Consider the following 23394-nt stretch of genomic DNA (forward strand, 5'->3'; position numbering starts at 1 on the left):
GTCAGCGGGAAGTCCCCTGCCGACGCTGCAGATTTCCGTCGTTCCAGGAAGATGAGGGGGGACCTGGCGCCCCCCCTCATCTTCCGCTTGCCAACCGTCAGCGGGCGATCACCATCTTGCCGGTCTGCCCGAAGTCCGCTCCGTCCTCCAGGATTCCCTCAATCCGATAGAGGTAGACTCCCGGCGCGATCGCTTCTCCCCGATCTGTCTCCAGATTCCACGCCACCGTCGTGGGCGAAGTACTGCGCGGGTTTCCTGGACCGTGGGAGAAGGTGGCGACGAGTTCCGCCGACACACTGAACACCTGGATATCACAGGTCGGAGGAAGGTTTGTGAAGACCACCTTTGCTTCCCCCTCTTCCCAGGGGGCCGACCCCATGTAGGGGTTGGGCACCACGAAGGCCTCCATGCTCTGGACCCGTGAATCCCGCCCGGGGTAGAGAACTTCCGTGGCCGGGCTGATGCCCTCGTAGACCTCGTTCTGCTCATTCCCGAGAAACCCGAGGTCGAACACCGTCACACGGTACTTGTACGGGAAGTCCCGATGGATGTTCCGGTCCTCCAGATGGAACGACCGGATTGCCGGGTCGTAGTCCAACGACAGCATGGAGGAGGAGTCCACATCCGCAAAGGTGTACCGGCTGGCGCAGGGTATGATCTCCCCGAGGAGCGTGAAGGAATCCAGGTCCGGAAGATCTGAGCGCCAGATGTGGTAGCCCGCGAGCGCTTCCACATCGAAGTCCACCTTCCCGGTGGGCGGGAACAGGTAGTTTGCGGACCAGATGGCCGTCTCTCCCGAAGAGACCGGACCCTCCTGGAGAGAAATCTCCATCCCGTCCATGATGGCGTAAGCGTCTCCGGCTGCCGTGATCGACAGTTCCAGCGTCTCTTCCGGAATAGTCGCCTCTTCCGGCAGTGGGCCGGTGACGAGAACCTGAAGCGTGTCCGCCAGCGAGGCCACCGTGTTGAGCGCCACGATCTGGTAGTCCGCGTAAGGATAGCTGGTGGTGCAGAGGCCTCGAACGGTGACCAACCCCCCCCCCAGTCCGGTGGTTGGTTGATGCACATTGGATGAAAAGCGAACGCTCAGCCCCGTGCCATACTCGGAATTCAACGCATAGCCGGTCTCTGCATAGCGGGTGCTCAGTGTTTCGGCAGTTACGGGGAATCCGGTACCCGCCGTCTGATCGAAATACTCCACAAACACCTCGGTGACCAGGCCGATGCCACTGTCTTGCGGCTTTCGGGTAATGCGAACGCGAGAATCACAATCTCCTGCGTAGTCACCGTCAACGGTCACGGTAGAGCTGGAGTCGGGGTCCCAGCTCCCATAGTAGAAGTTGCCGTAGTCTCTTCCTGCGACTTGAGGCGCTTCCTCCCAGGTCAACACCACGGAGTTGGGGCGAGAGGAGGAGGCGCTTTCTATCGAGGGCAGAGCCAGGTTCTGCGCCGCGAGGTCAACCGGTGCGGACAGCGCAAACACAAGGGCCGCGACGGAAGAGGTGTGGCGAGCATTCATCATGGGTGGGTCTCTCCAAAGTCGTCAAGAACCGCCACCAGGAAATCCCTGAACGCTCCGCGGTCCACGAAGTAGGGATGAAGCGCGAGAAACACAGCATTGCCGTTGAGTCCCGGACCCTTGAGCCAGCGGAGACCTACGGCGTCCTGCGTGTCATCCTTCGCGTAGATCGGCTCCAGCACACCGTCGGAAACATCCATTCGGAGAATCAATCCCTGGTCGAAGTAACTGAACGCCCGGACATTCGGACCATGCGTCCAGCTCAGTGGGTCGAAGTGGAGATCCGGGTAGGGGTTGACACCCTCGGTGATGAGCGACCGGGCCACCCGCATCCCGGACTCCTCGTCAATGTGTGCGGATGTTTGTGAGGACTGAACCATCTCTATGCCCAGGCGCGTGTATGCGAAGTGCGGAACATAGGTGGTATCCGTGACCGTCGTGATGAACTGGACCGGATATTCCTGCGGCGCTGTCTCAAACCCCGTCTCCAGCTTCTCGAAGAAGATCATGGCCTGCGTCGGGGTGTGACCGCAAATGAAGAGGTTCCCCCCGCTGCCCAGATAGGAACTCAGAACATTCGGAAGATCCAGGAAGTACCGACTGAGTACGGTCTGGTCATCACCGCTGAAGATGTCCCCTCCGTGGAACCAGAAGGTACTGGACGCATTGTTCATCAGACTCACCGAGGGAGGCTCTGATCCTTCCGTCTCCCAGACGCGGTAGTTGACTCCGGTGAACATGGACTCGATCCAGGCACGCTCCATGTCGGGGTAGAACCAGGGCCATGCGGCGTCTGCCTCGCCGGTCTGTAGCGGGACCGTGTCGAGAACAATCAGTACAAACCGTTCGGCGGAAGGAACAAACCGTGGCCCGTCAAAGACTTCAAAGCGGGCCTCGAGCGTCGTGGTGGCCCCGCCCCGATCCACCGCGCGGACCCAGAAGCTGTGAACTCCCTCGTCCGGGTACCAGAAGACCTCGGGTTCCCCGGGAGCCGTCTCCGGAAACGATGTCCTCGTGATGGAATACGGCTCCCAGTCGAGGGAGTCCTCCACAGAGTAGGTGTATCCGGCAACCGGCAGCGTGTTGGGCCTCTGGGTCCCAAGCCAGCGGAACCGAACGCCCTCCGCCCCGAAAATCTCCCGCGAAGTCGTCTGGTTCCCGGAACGCCAGCTTCCTGCGGAGTTGGAAGTCAGCGAGAGGTTGGGGCCGGAAACAAACTCGGAGATGTTAAATATCCGCCCGTTGGCCGGCGAGGTCAGGACCTTCTCCACGGCACCGGCATTGTCCACGGCGCGGACAGCGAATAGATACTGGCCCACCGGAACATCCGTGAAGGTCACGGTGTCGACTTCTGTCTCCTGCCAGACGAGGTTCTCTGTGTATCCCCCTGCCGGGTCCGGGAAGAAGGTGAGCGTGTCGACCCAGGCGAGAACTTGCCCCATGCTCGGGTTCTCCACGCCTCCATCCATGGCGTAGTAGCTGAAGAGGAGAAGTGCGTATCGGTAGTACTCCACAACTCCGTCGTCATCATTACCTTCCCACTGGAAGTCCAGTCTCTGCGGCCAGGAGGCGTTCTGACCCGGCCCATAGGATATCTCGGTGTAGGGAGCGACCGTCTTGGAGTTGAAGCTCCGCACTGCCGGGTAGGGATCTACTGTTCCCTCGTTGTCCACGGCCCTCACATAGAAGGTGTGATACTCCTCATAGACGGAGTCCTGGGGAGATCCCGTGCCCGGAAGCGGTTCCACACAGCAGACTTCCGCTGCGGACAGTGTGAAGAGACTGTCGTTTGTGTAGATGGGGCCTTCCCAGTTGTCAGGAGACTCCCAGGAAATCTCGTAGTGATCGACAAAGCCGTCCTGGTCCCATCCGAACCAGAAGAGTTCCACTGCGAAACCTGTGTCCAGCGCTTCGGGCGGACCGGCGGAGACTTGCGTGTTCGGTGCCTGGTTGGGAAGCAGCGATCCACCCTCTCCATCGCATCCGGCACCCACTGCCCCGATGAGAAGCAGCATCGTGAGCGACCGCAGTGAGTCAGGAAGTCTCATCGCCGTTCTCCTTCCCGGATCTGCCCGGACACGGGAGAAGATTCCCGAATGAGTCCCGAGACCACCTGGAACTCAAGAGAATCCGGTTCCGAGGGTCGGCGCTCCAGACTTGGATCCAGTGTCTGGATGATCAGCAGGGCCGTGCCGAGATTCCCCGAGGTAAAGACATGTTCGATGAAAAGACTGTCCGGATCCATCAGAACCGCCTGCGAAAACGACGGGTCGAAGGAGAACCTCCAGCGATAGGTCAGGCTGTCGGGATCGCTGTCCAGATCGTCCCCCTCAAACAGGAACCACGCAGGCTGGCCGATCTCAATGCTCGATGTGGGAACCATGACCGCGTTTGTGTCTGCCGGATCCGTGTGCGTCGCCGCCGTGATGGTCACGCTTGGGCGGTAGTTGACATGCAGGGGGATCACATCGAGTGGCGTTTCCATCTGCCCGTAGATATCACGCCCGCTCACCGTGAAAGATCGGGGATCGGCGGAGGTCGACGGAATGGACGGAACCAGGGAGTCGCAGGTCTCTACGGTTGGGAGGCCTGTCCCCTGGAAGTTCCACACATAATCCACGACGGGCCCGTCCACATCGGTGGAAGACCAGCAGAAACTCATCGTCCCGCCCATGGGGATGGTGTCCTGAATCCCGCCAAACCCATCTTCATAGTAGGTCTCCAGCGTATCGTTCAGCCAGGGGCGTGCCAGTCTGTAAACAATGGACGAGCGATCGATGGTGGTCACTGGATCGAAGTTTGAGTGGACCAGGAAACGCGCCGGCGTATCTGAGACAGCACCCGCATCATCCACTGCATTGACCACCACGGTGTGCGTACCCGGTGTCAAATCTTCCCGGGCGAGTGTGGTGTCGAATCGGTCGTGCTCATGAACATCTTCGGCATTGACCTGGGATGTCCAGCTGACGACTTCCCCATCGGCATCGGTGCCCGTCCAGGAAATCTCCATGTCACTGAAGACCTCCATGGTGTCGCCATCGTTGAACACCCGCGGAACCCCGTTCACCTTGAAGGACTCCGGAAGGAAGATCACCTCCGGGGTGTCCGTCGTGAATGCGAGAAAGCGAACGGTATCCGGAGTGGCATCCTGCTTGTTGCCGTTATCCACAGACCGGATGAAGAAGGTGTGCGCACGGCTTCCGACATCGTCCACCTGAAACAGGAAGACGCTGTCGGTCAGGGCGGTCCAGTGCCACATCTCCGCCTCGGATGTGTCGTCCATGGCGAAGCGGAAACCATCTACGGTTCCGTCCGGATCCTCTCCACGCCAGTAGAGGTGGGCGCGGTAGTAATAACTGTCCGGGTTGTCCGGATCCGCCGACTCATCCGGCCCCTGTACAATGAAGGTCTCCGGCGGGAGGTTCCGGTCGATCAAGGCGATGTCCTCTCGCTCGCACCCGCCTACGACAATCCCTGCCAGGACGACGGCCAGCGCGGCAAGGCGCCACCAACCAGAATATTGTGCCCGCTGCAACTTCATGTTTTCTCACACCTTACGCCGCCCGATCCGGGCAGATTCCCAACTTGCCAAGGCACCCCGGGGTGCCCACAAGACCGCCGAAGGAAAAACCCTACGGCGTGAATGTCAGTTCCCACACATTCCACACGCCAACGCCCCAGGGCTCTGCTTCCAGATACAGTTCATCGAACTGATTGGAAGGACAGTCCGTCATGGAGACGAGAAGCGTCCATGACGCGGTGTCCGCGCTCCTGATCCAACTGGGGTGGAATACCTGGCGTGAACAGCTGAAGTTGTCCGAACTGCCGGGCGTCGGAACGAGAACCGGATCACCGACCGGCACCATGTTCGAAAGTTCCTGCACGAACAGCTTCCATGTGTCGGTGTCATTACTGACATATGCCAGATACTGCGTGCCATCGGGCATCGTCTCCGAGAGCGTCGGCCACTGAATCGGGCTCGGGCTTCCCAGGACGGGAGAAAGAAATGCCTTCGCTCCGGATGTGTCCAGTTCCCAGATCGTCGAGACATCCGACGATGCCCTGTAGAAGTCCGCCAGAAGTCCGGGGTGATCCTCGATCCTCGAAGCGTCGCTGCCAACCCGGGCCACGCGTACGGAACCCACGCCCGGCGAACCGCGCTTCACAAAGGTGCGACCGGATCCTGACATGTCAAAGTCAATACTGGTCGTCTCTCCCGGGGACAACTGGAGTGTCACGGTGTCAGCCACCGCACCCCGATCCGCGATCACGGTAAAGTCCTCCAGATAGGCCTCGACCACCTCTCCGAAGGCGTCCACCTGGAAGGGAAGGATGCACTCATAGACGAGGTATTCGCCCGGGTTGTTTACGATCCCCACAAGGGGAAAGTCCTCACTCGTCACCCGGCCGTCATCGCGAGTCCAGAAGACATTGGTGGCTCCCTCATTGGATGTGATCTGCAGCACGGAACGCACCAGGCGGAAGACAAGGTCCACGACCATGTCGTCATTGGGATTCACGACGATCTCTTGAGTGAGCACGGTGTCACAGTAGGTCACCTGCGTGCTGTCCAGGAACCGGGAGTCCCTGCGGGCACCCAGGAGAAGAGTTCCGCCCGTTCCCACAGGGACGGACTGAAGAAGCCCGGGCGTCATGAGCGTGTCCGGACCCATGAGGATGGGGTAGGTGGGCTCCAGAAGGTCCAGGTCGCGAAAATAGACATAACTGGCGCTCTCCAGTGTGTCCGGGGGGACGACGGAGTCATCCACCTCCCAGGACCGCACGGAGATGTCGGCCACGCCCACCCGGTTCTGAGACTGAAAGAGCCTGGTGCCATCCGAGGAGACCGAGGGATGCCGATCCACATAGGACTCCGAGGTGGCAAAAGAGGGGGGCGGAAATGTCCACTGCGTGAGAACCCCGGGAGCTCCGATGTCCACGCTGAATACCTTCTGGTCCCGCACCAGGAGAAGCGTGGTCTCGTCAGCCCATGCGGGATCCCGCACATCGGTGGCGACCATCGTGAAGCCGGACAGCACCGGAGCTTCGGTGGACGAAACCGCGATGTCTACCGTCCACACTTCATAGTGTCCCGCGAGGCTCATGTGCGTGAATGCAATCCGGGTTCCGGAGGGCGACCACCGGGGGCGAAGGTTCAACCCCGGGCCCATGTCGTTGTCGGTCAACTGAAACCGCATTCCATCCGAGCGCCTGAGCAGCCAGAGGTCTTCGTCGGTTTCCCGGTTCTCGTCCGGCGCCCCGGGGTCTTTTCGTATGGTGCTGTATGCGATGAAGTCCGAGTTGGCCGGATGCGCGTTCGCGTACCTCCCGAGGTCTGTCGTGAGCTTCACCCAGTTGTCGCAGTCGCGACAGGTGACCGGCACATCGTCACCCGTTTCCGAGCAACCGGTGGCCACGAAAGCCAGAGCGAAGACCGCAACAAACCAGACGCGCGTATGCCGAGTAATGGAGCGATTCACGAGTTTCACGCCTCCGCAAACGGGCATGGGGGGACGCACCCGACCGCCGGGATGGGTCCCCGAAAAGCGGAGCCGACTATACGCAGCGCGCTGGAAAGGTGTCAAGCGGCGGAACGACTGCGCCCAAACCCGCAACTGCGGATTCTTCAAGTGATTGCGACCTGTTCCCCACGGGTTCCCCGACCCGCCCGGACGGGGAGGCGGGCTACTCTGTCGAAGGAGGAGGGGCCCGCGCCTCGCGCCGGGCGTCCAGCACATCCGGATCTCCGCCCTTTTCCAGATAGAGGTCGAACAACGGGGCGGCCCCTTCGGGATCTTCGAGGAGAAACTCCCGCACAAGCCCCTGTGTCAGGTAGGGTTCGGGATTGCTCGGATCGGCCCGAGAAGCCCTCTGAAGGCTCGCGTGCGCCTCCTCACCCTTGCCCAGCATGGCCTGCGTGCGCCCCAGATACAGGAACACCCCCGGGAGGCGCGGTTCCGCCTCCGCCGCGCGCAGAAAGGCGTCCTCCGCACCCACCGCCTCTCCGGCCTCCAGCAGCAGCAGTCCCAGCCCGCGCGAGGCCTCCGGGCAGGCGTCTCCCCTCTCGAACAGCCTGCGATAAAGGTCGATGGCTGCCGCGACATTCCCCTTCAGCCGTGTCAGCTCCGCCAGGCGGTAATCCTCGTCGCTCTCGAAGCACCCGCCCGCTCCGGCTTCACGAAGTCGCCCCAAATCCTCGATAAACAGCATGTAGCGTCCCATCTGGGCGCGTGCGGAGTCGTTGTGAGGTGCCTGCCAGCGGTCGTTGTACTCGCGGACCGCCAAGAACTCCCTGCGGGCTCCTTCCACATCTCCCAGCCAGAGAAGCTCCGCCCCCAGCGCGGAATGCCCGAGCAGGTAGCGAGGTTCCACGGCCACCGCCTGTCGAAGGGCTTCGGCCGCCTCTTCATGCCGCCCCAGTTCGGAGAGGATCACGCCCCGGTTGAACGGCGGGCGGTAGTAGTCGGGGTTGATCTCTTCCGCGCGGCGAATGTGCTCGAGCCCCTCCTCCAGTTGCCCCAGCCGCACCAGGTCCACTCCGAGATTCAGATGGCACTTGTCGTACTCGGGCTTCAGTTCGAGCGCGGATCGGTAGTGCTCCACGGCGGCCTCGTGGTCTCCTTCTCCGTCAGAGACGATGCCGTGCCGGTAGAGAATCTGCGCAATCCCCTTGCTTTCGTCCACGCCGTACACATTCGCGCTCATGAAGAGGCCGATCGCGACGGCACCCGCCACCGCACCCGCCCCCTTTGCCCAGGCCCGCGCCCGAGTCAGAGCGGCCAGTTCCACCAGCGCAACCCCCGCGAAGAGAACGAGCGCGGGCACAATGGGAAGCCGGTAGCGCGCCAGCACGAAGAAGACGATCACGCTTGCGGAGTAGAACCCCACGAAGAGGTAGGGCAGCATCCATCGGCGACGACGACGCCAGGACAGCACCATCCCCAGTACGGCCAGCGGCCCGAGCACCAGGAAGGTGAACGCCGGCCCTCCAATGGCCCGGCTGAAGTGTCGGAAGTAGCCGAAGTGCTCGATCTGCGGGATCTCGTAGGTGGCCCAGAAGTGATACGCCTTCATGACCATGAGCGACATCCAACGCGCCGGGTCCCCCCCGATTGTGCGCAGCGTCTCCTTCAGGTAGAAGTCGTTGACCTCGGTAAACGAGAGCCTCCGGCCCGTGACCTTCTCCGCCTCGGTCCGGCACTCCACATCCTTGTGCAGGTCCGCGACGATCTGCCTCGTGACGGCGTGCTCCCCGACACCTTCCGTGACGAACAGCACAGGAGTCTCGTGGCCACCGCGTGCCATCGGGCCGTTGCCGATGTACAGGTTGAGTCCGCCGTTTGTCGTCAGGAGGGTGGGATCGTCGGTCCGTGCGTTGTGGATCGTTGCGGGGGAGATGGCAAGAAGCGTTCCCGCCGTCAGTACGAGTGCGCCGGGCAGGCCGCGCCGGAGATTCGCGAGTGCGGGCGAAAACTCCCGGCCCCACGCACATGCCAGCCAGAGGAACGCCGCGGGAGCAAAGAGCAGAATGTTCCCGCGACCCAGCGCATACACGCCCATGACGAACCCGGCGGCAAAGGCGTGCGACAGCGACGACCGGCGGGCTGCATCGTGCAGCAGCAGCAGAAGGGAAGCTGCGAGGAAGACGGTGAGGGTCGGATAGAGAATCGAGGTGGAGTAGTAGATCAGCGGGCCGTAGAGCGCGACCATCGCGGAGCACGCCATCGCGAGATTCCGCCCGCCGAAACGGCGACCCAGACCGTGCGCCACCACCACGGTCGCGACGGAAAGCCCAATCTGCAGAAAGCGCACCATCCATAACCCTGGCCCGAAGAAGTAGTGCACCAGCGCGAGAAGGTGCGGATAGAGCGGCCCCATGAAGTACGGATCGCTTCGCTGAATCCCTCCCGCCAGAATGGCGCCCGCCCAGTCTTCGTAGTACTTCGAGTCCAGCCCCAGAAAGTCGAACCAGGAGTGCGCACGCATCGAGTGCCAGTGAATCAGCCGAAGCGCGGACGCCACCAGTACCGCGCCCCACAACCACGACCGTTCGAGGAGGCTCGTGGGCGAACGGTCCGCCGGGGAGGCTGTGGGCGGGTTTTGGGTCGCTTTACTGGTCACCGTCATGGCTCCTTATTGAACATAACCGAGCGATCGGAGTTGCTCCTCCACGGATCGGTCGTTTCCGGTCGTGCCGGATGGCCGCGACTCCCCGGGTCGGCGCAGGCCGTCCGTCGGGGTCCCGGAGAAAACCACCGGACGCGCGGCGATGCAACCCGAACGAAAGAGATGATCCGCCACACGGCCGGTGTATCGACCCGGAACCGCCTCTCCCAGCAGGTGGAGAACGGTTGGGGAGATGTCCGCCAGATTCAGCTCCGCGCGAGCACCCGGCGCGAACGGCGGCCCTGTCGCCGCAAAGTACCCGACCCGTCGATGATAGCCCGAGAACACCTTTGGCGGAATCGGCACGACCACCGGACCGGCCGGATCCCACGGGATGAGGAGGAACCCCTCGGCTTCGATGGCGCAAACATCCGGCCCGACGCCCTGCCCGAAGCCGGTACCCGGCGTCCCGGCAAGGTCGTGAACTTCGCGGAAGAGGAGATTGCCACGAGGCCCACGCACTTCCCGAAGATGGCGGACGAACAGAGCGCGCGCCTCCGCATCCTTGCGCATGAGGTAGAACTCGCCGCCGAAGAGACTCCTCGATCCGGGATTCAGCTCCGCAACTTCCGGCGGGATTCCGGCCAGCAGTGCGTCACGCGAGATCCCCCGGTACGCCGGGCCGAACCCGTGGTCGGCCAGTACCACCAGTGCGGTTTCTTTCGGAAGGCGGTGGCGCACTTCGCCGAGAACCTCGTCGCACCATGCGTAAATGTCGCGGACCGCGGTGCGGAGAGGCTCGGGGGCGCCGGGATCGTGGCGGGGGTGCGCGGAATCGTGGAACTTCCAGAGGTGATGCTGAATGCGATCCGGCACCGTGAACACGATGAACGACAGGTCCGGCGATGCATCGAACAGAAGGTCCAGCCCGATCTCCCGACGCGCCTCCGCCTTTGCCCGAAGGTCCGCCAGCCACGACAGCTCCTGTCCCGGGGGAGGGAGCCCGGGAAGTTCGTCGCGCGGATATCCGGCCCCCGCCAGAGAGTCCGCGAGGGAGGGTGGCCAGGTGAGCGGCGCCCCCTCAGGATAGGGAAAGCCCGCGACCATGAAGCCGCGCACCGAGTCCGGCGGGCAGGTCACCGGCACATTGACGACCCCCACCGTGCGGCCCGCAGACGCAAGATCCTGCCAGACGGTGGGCGCAAGGCGGTGGGTCGCGTCGATGTACGCGCCACGCGGGTCGCTCCGGTCATCGCCGACCACCCAGAACCCCCACACGCCATGCGCGGAAGGTTCGACGCCGGTCGTGGCCGTCGTCCATGCGGGCGGGGAAATCATGGGGAGCGTACTGCGCACCCCCCCGGCCGCGCCCTCTGCCCGGAGGCGCGCGAAGTTCGGCAGGAGCCCTTCGGCTTCCATCTCCTCCACAAGCCCGGCATCCAGCCCGTCGAATCCGAGAACGAATACCGGCGCGGGTTTCGCGGCCTCCTGCGCCGCGTTTCCGCCGCACGCGCCCAGAAGGAACGGGAGCACAACGCACGCCGCCACCGACGCAACCCGGCGGCGCGGGATGCAAAGGAGCGCCCCGGCGGCAAGCAGCCCCGCGATCGAGAGAATGCGCCCCGCCCGCACCGGGATGGGATTGTAAACCATGCGAACCTCATGCTCCCCCGGCGGGACGACCACCCCGCGCACCACCCCGTACACGGGAAGCACGGGGGCATCGTCACCGTCGATCTCCGCGCGCCACCCGGGACTGTAGGTGTCCGCAAGCACCAGGAGCCGTTCAGCCGGGGCTTCCGTGACAAGTCTCACCTCGTTCCAGGAGTCGCGCATCATGCGAACCGTCCCGGCTTCGTCGCTCTCGCTCCCTTCCTCGCCTACGGATCCCACGCCCACCCAGTACGCTTCGCATCCGGGAGCGAACGCCCCCTCGGCAAGCACCGACTCCATTTCCAGTTCGGACACGCCGTGAGCGCGAGCCACCAGCCGCGCACGGGGAAGCGCCTCTTCGTTGACGAAGACGCGAAATCCCCCGCCCTTGATCTCACGCCATCCGCGCGCCGAGAGAGTCTCGGTGCCGACCGCAGCGCGAACGGAAAGCGCATCGAGAACGGGATGCTCCATCGAAGACGCGCGCTCGGGCGCGAGAATCCTCCGGCCCGACCAGATCCCGCCGGTGAAGAGTTCCTCCCCCAGCGCGGTCTCCAACGCGTCGCCAACACGACGCTCCGCCAGCGCGTTGTAGCCCTGCAGGTCGCGCAACCGGAACGGCACATTCGTCGAGGGAGGCAGCACGCCAGAGAGCTTCCCCGCGCGCGCTGCCGGGTGCCGCCCGAATCGGAGGAAGCGTCCGCCGCCCATGCCCTCGTCCTCCAGCACGCTTCGAAGCGCGGTGATGGACGGCGTCTCGACGAAGACCTCCGAAGGCAGCCGGTCTCCCCGGTAAGGCGCGGCCAGCGGGTAGAGTTGCACAAGAGCCAGCACGAACGGTGCGGCCGCGACGAGCGGCCGTGCGCCAAGGAGAAACGCGACGCCCGTTCCGGCCGCGAAGAGTGCCGCGGTGGTCGTCCGCGCGAGAACGGTCGTGGCAAACTCCACGGGGAGCGGCTCCCCCGCGCCCAGAAGAAGCGGAAGGTCCGCGCCCGCCCGACGCACCAGCAGCCATCCACCCGCGGCCAGGAGTATCGTGCCGACGCCCGCGACGCGTCGCCAACGCCCATCCGCGCGAAGAAGATCCGCGGCGCCGTATGCGGCCAGCACGAACTGCGCGACGACCAACAGGTACCCGGCGCGATCCATCCGCGAGAACGAGAACCCGGGGAGGACGGCGTGCGCGAACCGGGCCGGCGGAGCGGCGAACGCAATCCCGGCAAACGCGACGAACACCGCCGCCCACGGCAGCGCGTCACGGCGCGTGCGGGGATTCGCCACAGCCCAGAGCGCCAGCAGGAATACCGGCGTCGCGGCGGAGATGGTGTTGAGCTGGTGCCGCAGGTAGAAACCATCGCCGCGCGGGAAGAGAAGGCTCCACTCGTCTCCGGTGACGGGCGAACCGAAGAAGTTCGGCACGAGGAAGCGGATGGCCTCCACCGGGTGCACGGAACCGGACGCAACCGTGGCAAAGGGCAGCGACGCGCGCGCGGACCGGGACGCCAGATCCACGGTCGGGAGAAGTTGCGCGGCGGAGAGCAGGAAGGCCAGCACCCCCGCCGCCGCAAACGCCCCGAGGGTGGGGGCGAGTCGCGGGCGCTTCGCGGAGTCCGTCGGAAATGCGTACAGGACGATCAGGACCAGCAGGGTCGCATAGATCGTGTGGAAGAAGGTCTGTGGCTGCCCCGCCAGAAAGAGAAACGCGCCGACCATGCCCAGCCATGCGCTCTCGCGAAGTCCGGGCCGCGCAAAGACCGAAAGCGCCGCCGCCAGAAACCACGGTGTCCAGGCCGCCGCCGCCAGAAAGGTCGGCTGGCCGAAGTGCTTGGCGAAGTACTCGTTCAGGCAGAAGGCCGCGGCAGCGCTCAACGCAACAAGCGGGGGGACGCGATGCCGGAGAAGCAGCAACATGCCCAGGCCGCCCCACGCCGCGTGCAGAAAGAGGAAGAGGCCGAGTTGCCGGGCGGGATCCATCGGGAAGAGCGCCCAGTTTGGGGGGTAGAGTACGCCTGCCTGCACATCGGCCAGAAACGGCGTGCCCCCGAAGGAGTACGGATTCCAGAGCGGCACTTCGCCGTCCTTCCACGCCGCATGGAGCACGGCGCGGCGCGGGTAGTACGAGAGGTTGCAGTCCGGGTTGTGCGAAGGGGACCCGACGCTCTCCTTCGGCCCTTCGACTCCCCACGGCAGCCAGCGGTCCATCCCGCTCGTCACGGCAACGCGGCCGCCGAAAAGTTCCGGGGCAAAGAACACCGCCGCGAGCACCACGACGACCATGCCGGAGAGCACCAGACGACGGCGGGTCATCGCGGACCCCCGTCGGTTCGGCGAAGTGCGGTTCGCAGCACTGCGGTCCACTCGCGCTCCGCGACGCCGTCTTCGCTCAGGAGCCTGACGGCGCGGGCGTCGTTCCCGGCGGCCGCCTCCGCGCCGGCGAGCATCCACGCCGCGTGGTGCGCTCCGGCAACCGGGAGGTGTCGCGCCGAACCGAACACGCGTGCGACACCGAGATGGCGCGGCCCCGGAAGCACATAGACCCCGGCGACCAGCGGCCACGCGCGCACCCACAGGAGAAGCACCACCGTCGCGACCACGACCGAGCGCCGGAGTATTCCGCGCTCCCGGATTCTCCGGGCGGCAGCGACCGCCGCCACCGCGAGAATGGGAACGAGCGGTTGATGCATTCGCGAGTGCCCGTACACGACCATGTGGACGACGAAGTAGACCGCGACCCACGACACCGCCAGCGAACGAAACCGTGACCGCCGCATGGCGGCCAGCCCCACGGGGCCACCGATGAGGAAAACCACCGACGCCGCCAGCGTGAGAAGCGAAAGCGCGACCGCCGCGCCCGGCGACACCGGCCCGTACCAGTCGCGAAGAAGGTGGCGCGGCAGGAAGAAATCAGGCGACCAGAACGCCGCCGCCTTCCCCGGCGCGCGAAGCAGGGCGGCGGCCGGGTCCCGCGCCACTTCCTCCATGGCCCGCGCGCGGTACCATCGGTCGCGGGCAATCCGGGCATCTTCGCCGCGCCCCGCGCCATCGGCGGCCATGCGCCGCTCCACATCTTCCCGCCAGCGCGGATCGGACAGCGGCACGCCCACGCCATTCCCGGGCGCAAGCCCCACCGACCAGAGCGCGGGCAGCCCTTCGCCCAGGTAGCGGTTGTGCCCGCTCCACAGGTTGAATCCGCCGTTTGCGTCGATGAGAACGGGTTCGCCCGCCCTCCCGCTGGCGTGCAGGCTCCACGGCGCCACGATCACCACGCCCGCGGCCAGGAGGGCACCCGCGCAGAGGAGGCGACGACCGCGCGGAGCGGACGCGGCAAGCCACACGGCACTCACCGCGAGAAGCGCAAGCCCCGTCGACCGGGTCAGCGCCGCCGCGCCCAGCAGCGCGCCCGCCCCGGCCGCGCGAAACGCCCCGCCGCGTCGCGACGCCGCCGGTAGCAACGCGAACGCCGCCAGCGCGAGGAATCCGTAGAGCGTCTCCGACCATAGAAGATGCGAGAAGGCAATGTGCGACGGATGAAGCGCGACGAGCGCGGAGGCCGCGAGTGCCCCGCGAGTGCCCAGCGGACGACGCGCGACGCGCCACACGAGCGCCACCGTTCCGACACTCAGGAGCGCCTGAAGAACGCGCACGCCCACGGCCTGCCCGCCGGAGAGCAGAAGCCCCGCCGCCGTGAACCACTGGTAGCCGGGTGCCCGCCAGAGCGCCGGGCCGCCTTCATCCGAAGCGATCCGGGCGCCGTAGGACAGGAACTCGGTCTCGTCGTAGCGGGGTGTGAGGTCCGCAAAGAAAACCGCGAGGGCCACGCGAAGGACCAGCGCCCCCGCGAGAATCCCGGCGAGTCCTCTCACCGATTGCCCCGAAGAACGATGCTCACCCACATGCTCGCAATCTCGCGAAGCGTGGAAAGCACATGGCTCGGGCGAACCGTGGACTCTCCCGCTTCGCGCGGGAAGTGCCGCACGCCGATTTCGGTCATGCGCATCTTCTGGCGCGAGGCCTTTGCGAGAATCTCCGTGTCGACGAAGAACTTGTCCGACTCGATGTGGATCGTGTCGAACACTTCGCGGCGGAAGAGCTTGAAGGCACAGTCCACATCGCGGACGCGGATGCGGAAGAGAATCCGCACAAGCAGGTTGTACCCCCACGACAGGATGAGCCGGGAGAGGGGGTCGAACCGGTAAATGCGAAAGCCGCAGACGATCTCGTAGTCGTCGATGGCGGCCAGGAAGTTCTTGATCTCGCGAATGTCGAACTGGTTGTCCGCGTCGGTGTAAAACACCAGCGGCATGGCGGCCCCGCCGAACCCGGTGGCCAGCGCCTTCGCATAACCCCGGTTGGTCTCGTGAACAAGCGTTCGCAGTTTCGGGACTTCCTCGCGAAGACCTTCGAGAATCTCTCCGGTGCGGTCGGCGCTTCCATCGTCCACAACGATGACTTCGTAATCCTCGAAGCGGAACTCCCGCAGCACGGAGTCTACCGAGCGCACCTGCCGCTCAATGCTCTCTTCTTCGTTGTACGCGGGAAGAACCACCGAGATCTTTCGCCCGACACCGGGCGGGGGTCTGTCAGCCAAGGTACCCGATCCCCCGAAGCCGGTTGCGGATCTCCTCCCGCTCCGACTCGCTCATGTGATGATCCTCGCCGGTGCCGCCCTCCCCCGCCGGGGGGGCGCCACGCACCGGACGCTCCTTCATTTCGGCTTCCGTGAACACACTTTCCAGCACACGCCCGTCAAAGTCCGACGGAATCCCCAGGCCCAGATGGTGGAGGATCGTCGGCGCGACATCCAGAAGCCGTCCGCCCCGGAGCACCGCTCCCCGGCGAACCCCGTCGCCCGCCGCGAAGAAGATCCCGTTCATCCGATGGTCTCCTGAGTTTCCGTACACCGGTTCGATGAATCGGTTCGAGGTAAAATCCACCGTACCCAACGCCTTGTTCCGCATGTCCACAGGAAGGAAGGTGATCTCCGGCGCACGGTGGACGAACGGGCCGTCGTAGAGGTCCCCGGCGCGGTGAATCTCCCCGATGAGCGGTTCGCCGGTATTCGGGTCCTGAAGCGCCCGCAGTTCGCGGATGACTTCTTCCGTCACGCGCTCCGCCTCTTCGCCCGGCTCCACCGACCCGCTCGGTTCGCGGCCCCGCAGGTTGAGGAAGATCTGCCCGTAGTTCCCCTTGGAGTAGGCCGTGCTCCGCGACCAGTCCACATCGTCCAGCGACAGGAACACGCGATTGATCCGGCGAAGGAGACGCACGCGCGTCCCCACGCCCGAGGCAAGGCGCATCCGCGCGAACCCGAGCTTCATGGAGATCCGGTAGCCAAGCGCGGGGGTGAGTCCCATCTCGAAGAGCGCGCGCCGGGCAAAGGTCAACAACCCCGGCTTCAGCCGCAGGAACCCCTTCTGCAACAGCCAGACATTGAACACGAAGAAGCGATGGATGGGGCCGAACCCGTGGTCGGAGAGCACCACGGTGGTCGCGTCCGGGGCGGCCGCCATCCACTCGCCGACGACGGCGTCCACGCGCCGGAAGTAGTCCACGCACCGGTCGCGGCAGATCAGCGCCTCCGCGGGGTCGTGCTCCGGGTGGCTCGGGTCGAGAATGTGCCAGAGTTCGTGGCCGAAGCGGTCCGTGCCCCAGACATGGAGCATCGCGAAGTCCCACTCCTTCTCCGTCAGAAGCCAGTGGTATGCGCGACGGTTCGCCTCCAGCACGCGGTCCAGTTCATCGAGCACCGGGGCGGCGTTCCCCTTTCGGTACACCTCGACATGATAGAGCTGGTAGGGACCGGTCGCTTCCTCGATCTCGGCGAGCAGTTCCGGCGGCCAGGTGAAGTCGCGGTTTCCCATCGGCGTGAGGAAATCACCCACGAGATTCCCGCGCACCGGAGACGGCGGGTAGGTGACCGGCACGCCGACGACCAGCACCTTCTTCCCCGCCTCGGAGAGAATCTCCCACAGCGTCTTCCCCGCGCGGGCAGCGGAGTTCACGGGGACTTCGTCAAAGCTCCCCGGCTCGCGGAGAAAGAACTCGAAGACGCCATGCCGCCCGGGGTTCTTGCCGGTCATGAAGGAACACCACGCGGGCGCGGTCACCGGCGGAATGATCGATTCCAGCGGACCGGACACGCCCTCGTCGCGGAGCCGCGCGAGATTCGGCATGGTGCCGTCGTCCAGCCACGGCCCGATCAGATCCAGTGTGGCGCCGTCGAGCGCGATGGCGAGAACGCGGCGGGACACGACTATTCCGGCTGGAGGTACACGGGGCTCGACCAGGCCATCCCCCCGTACTCGTCCATGCCGCGCAGGTAGCACCAGGTCGGCTCGGTGACCGGGAGCGTCTCGGCCGTGATCTCCACGACATCGATGTCCTCGCCTTCCGGCATGAGCGCGGCGATCGGCCCGTCCGGCCCGACGACCTCGATCCGCATCCAGCGCGTCATCGACCCGAGCGAACCGTAGATGGCCGCGACATGGCCACTCGGCACGCGAAGGTCCGAACCCATCTGGTGCCCGTCGACGGTGAACTCCAGCAGGTAACGACGGCCGGAGGTGGCGTAGCAGCGACGCTCACGAAGCGCGTCCAGCACGGCCTCGCGGGTCAGTTCCTTTGCGAGAACGGCGGTCAGCCCGACAGGCCAGATGCTGTCCCCGGTGCGAATGCCCATGGGGTTGCCGGGTTGCGTCGAGCGAATGTCCCCGGTGCCGATGAAGCCCACGCGCGCCCCGGAGGCGAGAAGGTCCTTCGCGTAGGGACCGGGCGCGTCTCCGGTGTCCGGCGGGCGCGGAAGCCCGGCCGATTCAAACATCCCGAGCGACGAAACCACTTCCACCAGCCCCTCCCGCGACGGGGCTACGGAGGCGGGATCCACGGCGGGACGCGTCGTGGTTCCGGGCGGGTGCGGCACCGCGAGGATGGCACCGTCAGGAAGCGCGGCGGCGAGTTTCTCCGGTGTGTCGAATCCGGCCGCGTTCGACCACAACCGCTCCGGCGGCCCCGGGAGAAGCACGAGGCGATCCCCATACTCCCCGGACGCCCAGCGGAAACCATGCAGCGGGATGAAGTCTCCCGGGCGGTGGAGATCGTCGAGGACGCTGCCTTCGATCTCCATCCACGCCTCTTCGTCGAGCGCCTTTTCGATGGACGCGTCATAGTCCGAATCCGTCAACGCCGCGAAGTCCAATAGCCCCACGCCGCGCGCGTACCAGAAATAGACGGCGGGCGCGTGGTTCCCCGCGCCGAGGTCGCTCACGCCGCTCAGGTCACCCCAGTAGATCCGGTAGTCGGGATCCGTCTGGACGACGAAGGCGTTCGCTTCCGCCGACACGGTGTCCTCCGGAACGAGGCCGCGCAGGTTCTGTACGCCCGGAAGCTCAAAGACGAGGCCTTCCATCAGGTAGAAACCGTCTTCGTCCGGCTCCCAGGAAGCGCGGTCCATCTTCTGGAACGGGTTCTCGGCGGAGGCTTCCACGCGAAACCCGCCTTCGAAGTCGTAGTCCGGCGCGCCAACCTGCGTCACGACGCGCATCTTGAGGTCGACTTCTTCGCCCGCCTTCACGATGGACGGGATCACGAGATGGACATAGGTACCCACTTCCGTCACGGGCACGGAGGGGCCTGCCGATTCGGTTCCGCCCTCCGACGGGACGGCGGCATCCTCGGTGCCTTTGCCGCATCCGGGGAGAAGGAGAGCCAGCGCGACGAGCCATGCCGTCGCGACGGTTGTTGTTCCACCGTGCATCATCCGGATTCCTCCCGGCCCGTGGGCCGCGTGTCCTGTCAGTCGAGATACCCCAGTGCGCGAAGCCGGGACACAATCTCCGCGTCCACCGGGGAGGCAACGGGCGCCCCTCCGCGCTCTCGATCCACTTCCGGCTCCCAGGAGGGAATCTCCTGAACGGGATGTCCAAAGAGGTGTTCCTCTTCGAAGAGATCCAGCGCGGGGCTTCCGTCCATGTCCGTCGCCACCGGCAGCCCGGAAGCATAGAGGAGGGTTGGCGTGAAGTCGACCACCGACGCCGGGGGCAGAAGGCCTTCGCGGAGCCCCGGCCCGTCACTGAGAAGAATGCCGCTGGAGCGATGCCACCCGGAACTGGTGGCTCGCGCGGGGTCGCGGTTTTCGCGAAACCCGTGGTCCGACAGAATAAAGAGCCGCGTGGGCTCCTCCTCGCGGGCGAGGACGCCGGTGAGGATATCGTCGACGGAGCGGTACGCGCTCTCGATGCTGAGTCCGTAGGCCGCCACTTCGGCGGGGTCCACCTTGCCGAGAGCGTAGGTGTCCGGCTCCATGTACTTCCAGAACCGGTGACCCACGACATCCACCGACCCGAAATAGAGAAACTCCACATCCGCGCGTTCCGCCGGCTGTGAACGGTCCGCAAGGTGGTGGTAGATGCGTTCGTAGGTGCGGTCGCTGGCCCACGACCAGCGCATGCCCTCCAGCGATCGGGCGGCGTCGGGCGATGGCGCACGGGGAAGGGGAACGCCGGTGAAGCGCGCGGCGAGTTCATGGTCGCCAATGGAATCGGGGCGCGTCTTCAGCGCGGACAGCTCCTCTTGAAGCCCGGGCGGCCAGACTTGATCGCGGATGCCTTCGACGAAGGTGCCCTTCAGCGGACGGCTGGCCTTGTCGCCGCTCCATCCCGCAAAAAAGGGCGTGTACGAAGAGATCATCACGCCATTCACCGGCTCCGCGGGCCAGGTGGCCAGCCAGCCGTACACGCCCACCGTGCGATCGCGTGCGGAGAGGATGTTCCAGGCAGCGGCGACGCGGCGCTGGTTGGAGGTGACAGGCTGAATGGAGCCGTCTTCGCCGCGCGTCACGAAGTGGTGGATGCCGTGGCGCTCGGGGAGGACGCCGGTGGCGGCGGTGGTCCAGATGGTGGGCGAGAGGCGCTCGGGAATGAGCGACACGAGCGTTCGCCGGGAACCCGTGCGGAGGATGCGCTTCATGGCGGGGAGCTTCCCCTGCCGCACGAGCGGGAGCGCGCGGTCCCAGTCCGCGCCGTCGATCCCGAAGACGATGACGCGCGGGGCGGGGTTGTCGCCTCCACCGGAACATCCGGCCGCGAAGAGGAGCGCGGCGGCGAGCGGAAGCGACAAGCGCCTCACGCGGCGCCACGCTCCGGAGGGGAGATCCTCGACAGATCCGCAAGCCCGGCGAAGCGGTCCGCGATGCGCCCGAGAAGCCGGAGGCGGTTCCGGCGGACGGCATCGTCGTCGGTGAGGACCATGACGGAGTCGAAGAAGTGGTCGATGGGTCCGCGAAGGCTGGCCAGCCCGGCGAGCGCTTCCGCGTAGCGGCACTCCTCTTCGGCGCGGCCGACTTCCGCGTCCACCGCGGCGAACGCGTCGAAGAGGGCGGTCTCGGCGTCTTCGGTGAGAAGATCGCGCTCCGGGGCGCCTTCGGCCGACTCCTTCTTCAGAATGTTCCGCGCGCGCTTGAACCCGGCGGCAAGGGCCTCGAAGTCATCGCGGCTCGTCCTCCGCATGGCGGTGAGCGCTTCCGTGCGCGCGCGCGCATCCACGGGATTCCCGCCGGAGGACGCGACGACGGCGGCGGCCACATCGGCATCGAACCCTTCTTCCGCGAGATGCCCGGCCAGCCGGTCGCGCACGAAGGCGGAGGCTTCCGCGACGACGGTGTCCGGATCCGCAAGGAGGCCGCCGTAGAGATCCGCGGCGGCGCGGATGAGTGACCCGACGCGCTCGGCGAGATTGCGGTCGAGGAGGATGCGGATGACGCCGATCGCCCCGCGGCGGAGCCCGTGGGGATCCTTCGATCCGGTGGGCTTCAGCCCGGCGCCCCAGACTCCGACGAGCGTGTCGATCCGGTCCGCAAGCGCAATCGCCGCTCCGGCGGGGGACGCGGGAAGCCCGTCTCCGGCGTGGCGCGGGAAGTACTGCTCCTCGATGGCGGCGGCGACCTCGTCCGGTTCGCCGCACGCGCGCGCGTATTCCTTTCCGATGGTGCCTTGAAGCGCGGTGAACTCCTTGCCGTCACGGATCATCTCCGTGGTGAGGTCCGTCTTGGAGAGAAGCGCGGCGCGATCGGTGGTCTGTTCGGCGTCGGGGAAGTGCGCCGAGGCGATGGACACGGCAAGCTTGCGCACGCGGTCCGTCTTGTCACCGAGTGATCCGAACCCGCGCAGCCAGACGATGTCCGCAAGCCGGGGGACTTTCTCCTCCAGCGTGGTGCGGCGATCCTCCGTCCAGTAGAACCGTGCGTCGTCGAGGCGCGCGCGGAGAACGCGTTCGTTGCCGTCGCGCACCTGCGCGGGGTCGCCCGGCTCTCCGTTCAGCACGCAGAGGAACCGGGGCAGGAGCTTTCCGTCCGGCCCGGCGACCACGAAGTACCGCTGGTGCGAACGCATGGCGGTGCGAATCACGATCTCGGGAAGCCGGAGGAACTCGTCGTCGAAGGAGCCGGTGAGCGCGTGTGGCGTCTCCACAAGGCAGGCGACCTCCTCAACGAGCGCGGCATCCGGCACGAGGGTCCCGCCCGCGTCGCGAGCGGCGTCCGCGAGAAGCGCCGCGATCCGCTCTTCGCGAAGGGCTGCGTTCGGCACCACGCGCCCCTTCGCGAGGGAATCCGCGTAGTCTGCGGGGGAGCGCATCTCGAACGGACCGGGGCCGAGCAACCGGTGACCGAAGGTCGCGCGGCCGGTCTGGACACCTTCGATCGAAAAGGGCACGACCTCCCCGCCCAGAAGCGCCACCAGCCAGCGGATGGGCCGGGCGAAACGGAAGCGGTCCGGCCCCCAGCGCATCGTCTTCGGAAAGACGATCGCGGCCGTGGCCGCGGGGAGTGCTTCGGCCAGAAGGTCCGCGGTGCGCCGCCCGGGAGTGGTGACGGTCGCGCCGACATACGGCCCCTTCTCCGTCTCCACCTTGACGAGGTCGGCGACGGCCAGCCCGCGGCCCTTCGCGAACCCTTCCGCCGCTTTCGTCGGGGTGCCGTCCCCGGCAAAGGCGGCCTTCCACGGCGGACCGGTGACCTCTTCCACGCGATCCTCCTGCGACTCCGGGAGACCGGTGATGGAAAGCGCGAGGCGGCGCGGGGTGTAGTCGACGGAGAGGCTGCGGAAGGGGAGCGCCGCGCCGGTCAGGAACGCGCGCACCTCCGACTCCAGCCCGCGCGCGGCGGGAGCCAGGTAACCGGCGGGAATCTCTTCGGTACCGATCTCGTAGAGCAGGTCGGCGTTCATGACGCAGCCCCCCCGGAAGGCGCGGCCGCTTCGCCGGAAGCGCGGGCGATCGCCAGTTTTGCGACACGCACCGCCAGCGCACGCACCCGCCCGATGTAGGCGGCGCGTTCCGTCACGCTGATGGCGCCCCGCGCGTCGAGCACATTGAAGCAGTGCGACGACTTCAGCACGAAGTCGTACGCCGGATAGAGAAGCTCCGCGTCAAGCAGGCGCTTCGCCTCTCCCTCGAAATCCGAGAAGAGCCGGAAGTGGAGGTCCGTGTTCGCCTCTTCGAAGTTGTAGCGGGAGAAGTCCCGCTCTTTCGCGAGGTGGACATCACCCCAGGTGAGCGTGTCGTTCCAGCGGATGTCACGGATGTGATCGACGCCCTGCACATACATGGCAATCCGCTCCAGCCCGTAGGTCAACTCCACGCTGATCGGGTCCAGTTCGATGCCGCCGACCTGCTGGAAGTAGGTGAACTGGGTGATCTCCATTCCGTCGAGCCAGACCTCCCAGCCGAGACCGGCCGCGCCGAGCGTGGGCGACTCCCAGTCGTCCTCGACGAAGCGGACATCGTGCCGCGACAGCGTGAGACCGATGGCGCCGAGGCTTTCCAGATAAGTGTCGAGCACATCGTCGGGGGAAGGCTTCAGGATGACCTGGTACTGGTGGAACTCCTGCACGCGGTTGGGATTCTCGCCGTAGCGGCCGTCCTTCGGACGGCGGGACGGCTCCACAAATGCCACACGCCAGGGGTCCGGCCCGAGCGCGCGGAGGAATGTGTGCGGGTTGAAGGTGCCCGCGCCGACCTCGGTATTGACGGGTTGCGTGAGCACGCAGCCCTGCCCCTCCCAGAAGCGTTCGAGGCGAAGAATGATCTCCTGAAGTGTCATGGTCCGGCTCCTCCGAATGGCG

13 protein-coding genes are annotated in these 23394 nt (G+C 65.7%); all 13 read right to left on the reverse strand.

The window, feature by feature from the left end:
• Nucleotides 1–97: 97 nt before the first annotated feature.
• The 13 genes from QF819_00355 to QF819_00415 all read right to left on the reverse strand — a co-directional run bounded on the left by QF819_00355 (nucleotide 98) and on the right by QF819_00415 (nucleotide 23372).
• Nucleotides 98–1522: a hypothetical protein gene (locus tag QF819_00355; protein MDP6801615.1), complete on the reverse strand. Its 1425-nt coding sequence runs from the start codon at nucleotides 1520–1522 to the stop codon at nucleotides 98–100.
• Nucleotides 1519–3567: a hypothetical protein gene (locus tag QF819_00360; GenBank protein ID MDP6801616.1), complete on the reverse strand. Its 2049-nt coding sequence runs from the start codon at nucleotides 3565–3567 to the stop codon at nucleotides 1519–1521. Before QF819_00360 ends, QF819_00355 begins: the two co-directional genes overlap by 4 nt.
• Complete coding sequence (locus tag QF819_00365) at nucleotides 3564–5060, reverse strand: hypothetical protein (GenBank protein ID MDP6801617.1); 1497 nt, start codon at nucleotides 5058–5060, stop codon at nucleotides 3564–3566. The genes QF819_00360 and QF819_00365 overlap by 4 nt, the downstream gene beginning before the upstream one ends.
• Before the next feature lie 91 nt (nucleotides 5061–5151).
• A complete protein-coding gene (locus tag QF819_00370; GenBank protein MDP6801618.1) occupies nucleotides 5152–6999 on the reverse strand; it encodes a hypothetical protein in 1848 nt (615 codons plus the stop codon).
• 205 nt (nucleotides 7000–7204) lie between these two features.
• Nucleotides 7205–9640 carry a tetratricopeptide repeat protein gene (locus QF819_00375; GenBank protein MDP6801619.1) on the reverse strand — a complete coding sequence of 812 codons (2436 nt, stop codon included), beginning with the start codon at nucleotides 9638–9640 and terminating at the stop codon, nucleotides 7205–7207.
• A gap of 12 nt (nucleotides 9641–9652) precedes the next feature.
• Nucleotides 9653–13585, reverse strand: a complete 3933-nt coding sequence (locus tag QF819_00380) for an alkaline phosphatase family protein (GenBank protein ID MDP6801620.1) — start codon at nucleotides 13583–13585, stop codon at nucleotides 9653–9655.
• Nucleotides 13582–15141, reverse strand: coding sequence for a glycosyltransferase family 39 protein (locus tag QF819_00385; protein MDP6801621.1), 1560 nt, complete (start codon nucleotides 15139–15141; stop codon nucleotides 13582–13584). Before QF819_00385 ends, QF819_00380 begins: the two co-directional genes overlap by 4 nt.
• Entirely contained in the window at nucleotides 15138–15866 is a 729-nt protein-coding gene (locus tag QF819_00390; protein MDP6801622.1) for a glycosyltransferase family 2 protein, read from the reverse strand. Before QF819_00390 ends, QF819_00385 begins: the two co-directional genes overlap by 4 nt.
• Nucleotides 15859–17529 (reverse strand): alkaline phosphatase family protein, encoded by a 1671-nt coding sequence (locus QF819_00395; GenBank protein MDP6801623.1) that lies wholly within the window; start codon nucleotides 17527–17529, stop codon nucleotides 15859–15861. The genes QF819_00390 and QF819_00395 overlap by 8 nt, the downstream gene beginning before the upstream one ends.
• A gap of 2 nt (nucleotides 17530–17531) precedes the next feature.
• Entirely contained in the window at nucleotides 17532–19034 is a 1503-nt protein-coding gene (locus QF819_00400) for a DUF3604 domain-containing protein (protein ID MDP6801624.1), read from the reverse strand.
• Between the two features lie 35 nt (nucleotides 19035–19069).
• Nucleotides 19070–20401 carry an alkaline phosphatase family protein gene (locus QF819_00405; GenBank protein ID MDP6801625.1) on the reverse strand — a complete coding sequence of 444 codons (1332 nt, stop codon included), beginning with the start codon at nucleotides 20399–20401 and terminating at the stop codon, nucleotides 19070–19072.
• Nucleotides 20398–22497, reverse strand: coding sequence for a glycine--tRNA ligase subunit beta (gene glyS / locus QF819_00410; GenBank protein MDP6801626.1), 2100 nt, complete (start codon nucleotides 22495–22497; stop codon nucleotides 20398–20400). Before glyS ends, QF819_00405 begins: the two co-directional genes overlap by 4 nt.
• The gene (locus QF819_00415; GenBank protein ID MDP6801627.1) at nucleotides 22494–23372 is read right to left on the reverse strand and encodes a glycine--tRNA ligase subunit alpha; all 879 of its coding nucleotides are present in this window, start codon (nucleotides 23370–23372) and stop codon (nucleotides 22494–22496) included. The genes glyS and QF819_00415 overlap by 4 nt, the downstream gene beginning before the upstream one ends.
• Nucleotides 23373–23394: the final 22 nt, after the last annotated feature.

Source organism: Gemmatimonadota bacterium, from assembly GCA_030747075.1.
GTDB lineage: Bacteria > ARS69 > ARS69 > ARS69 > ARS69 > ARS69.

Excerpts from the sequence above, each read along its gene's own strand:
- glyS (MDP6801626.1), bottom strand. The coding sequence starts at position 22,497 with ATGAACGCCGACCTGCTCTACGAGATCGGTACCGAAGAGATTCCCGCC.
- QF819_00380 (MDP6801620.1), bottom strand. The coding sequence starts at position 13,585 with ATGACCCGCCGTCGTCTGGTGCTCTCCGGCATGGTCGTCGTGGTGCTC.
- QF819_00365 (MDP6801617.1), bottom strand. The coding sequence starts at position 5,060 with ATGAAGTTGCAGCGGGCACAATATTCTGGTTGGTGGCGCCTTGCCGCG.
- QF819_00415 (MDP6801627.1), bottom strand. The coding sequence starts at position 23,372 with ATGACACTTCAGGAGATCATTCTTCGCCTCGAACGCTTCTGGGAGGGG.
- QF819_00400 (MDP6801624.1), bottom strand. The coding sequence starts at position 19,034 with ATGATGCACGGTGGAACAACAACCGTCGCGACGGCATGGCTCGTCGCG.
- QF819_00360 (MDP6801616.1), bottom strand. The coding sequence starts at position 3,567 with ATGAGACTTCCTGACTCACTGCGGTCGCTCACGATGCTGCTTCTCATC.
- QF819_00355 (MDP6801615.1), bottom strand. The coding sequence starts at position 1,522 with ATGATGAATGCTCGCCACACCTCTTCCGTCGCGGCCCTTGTGTTTGCG.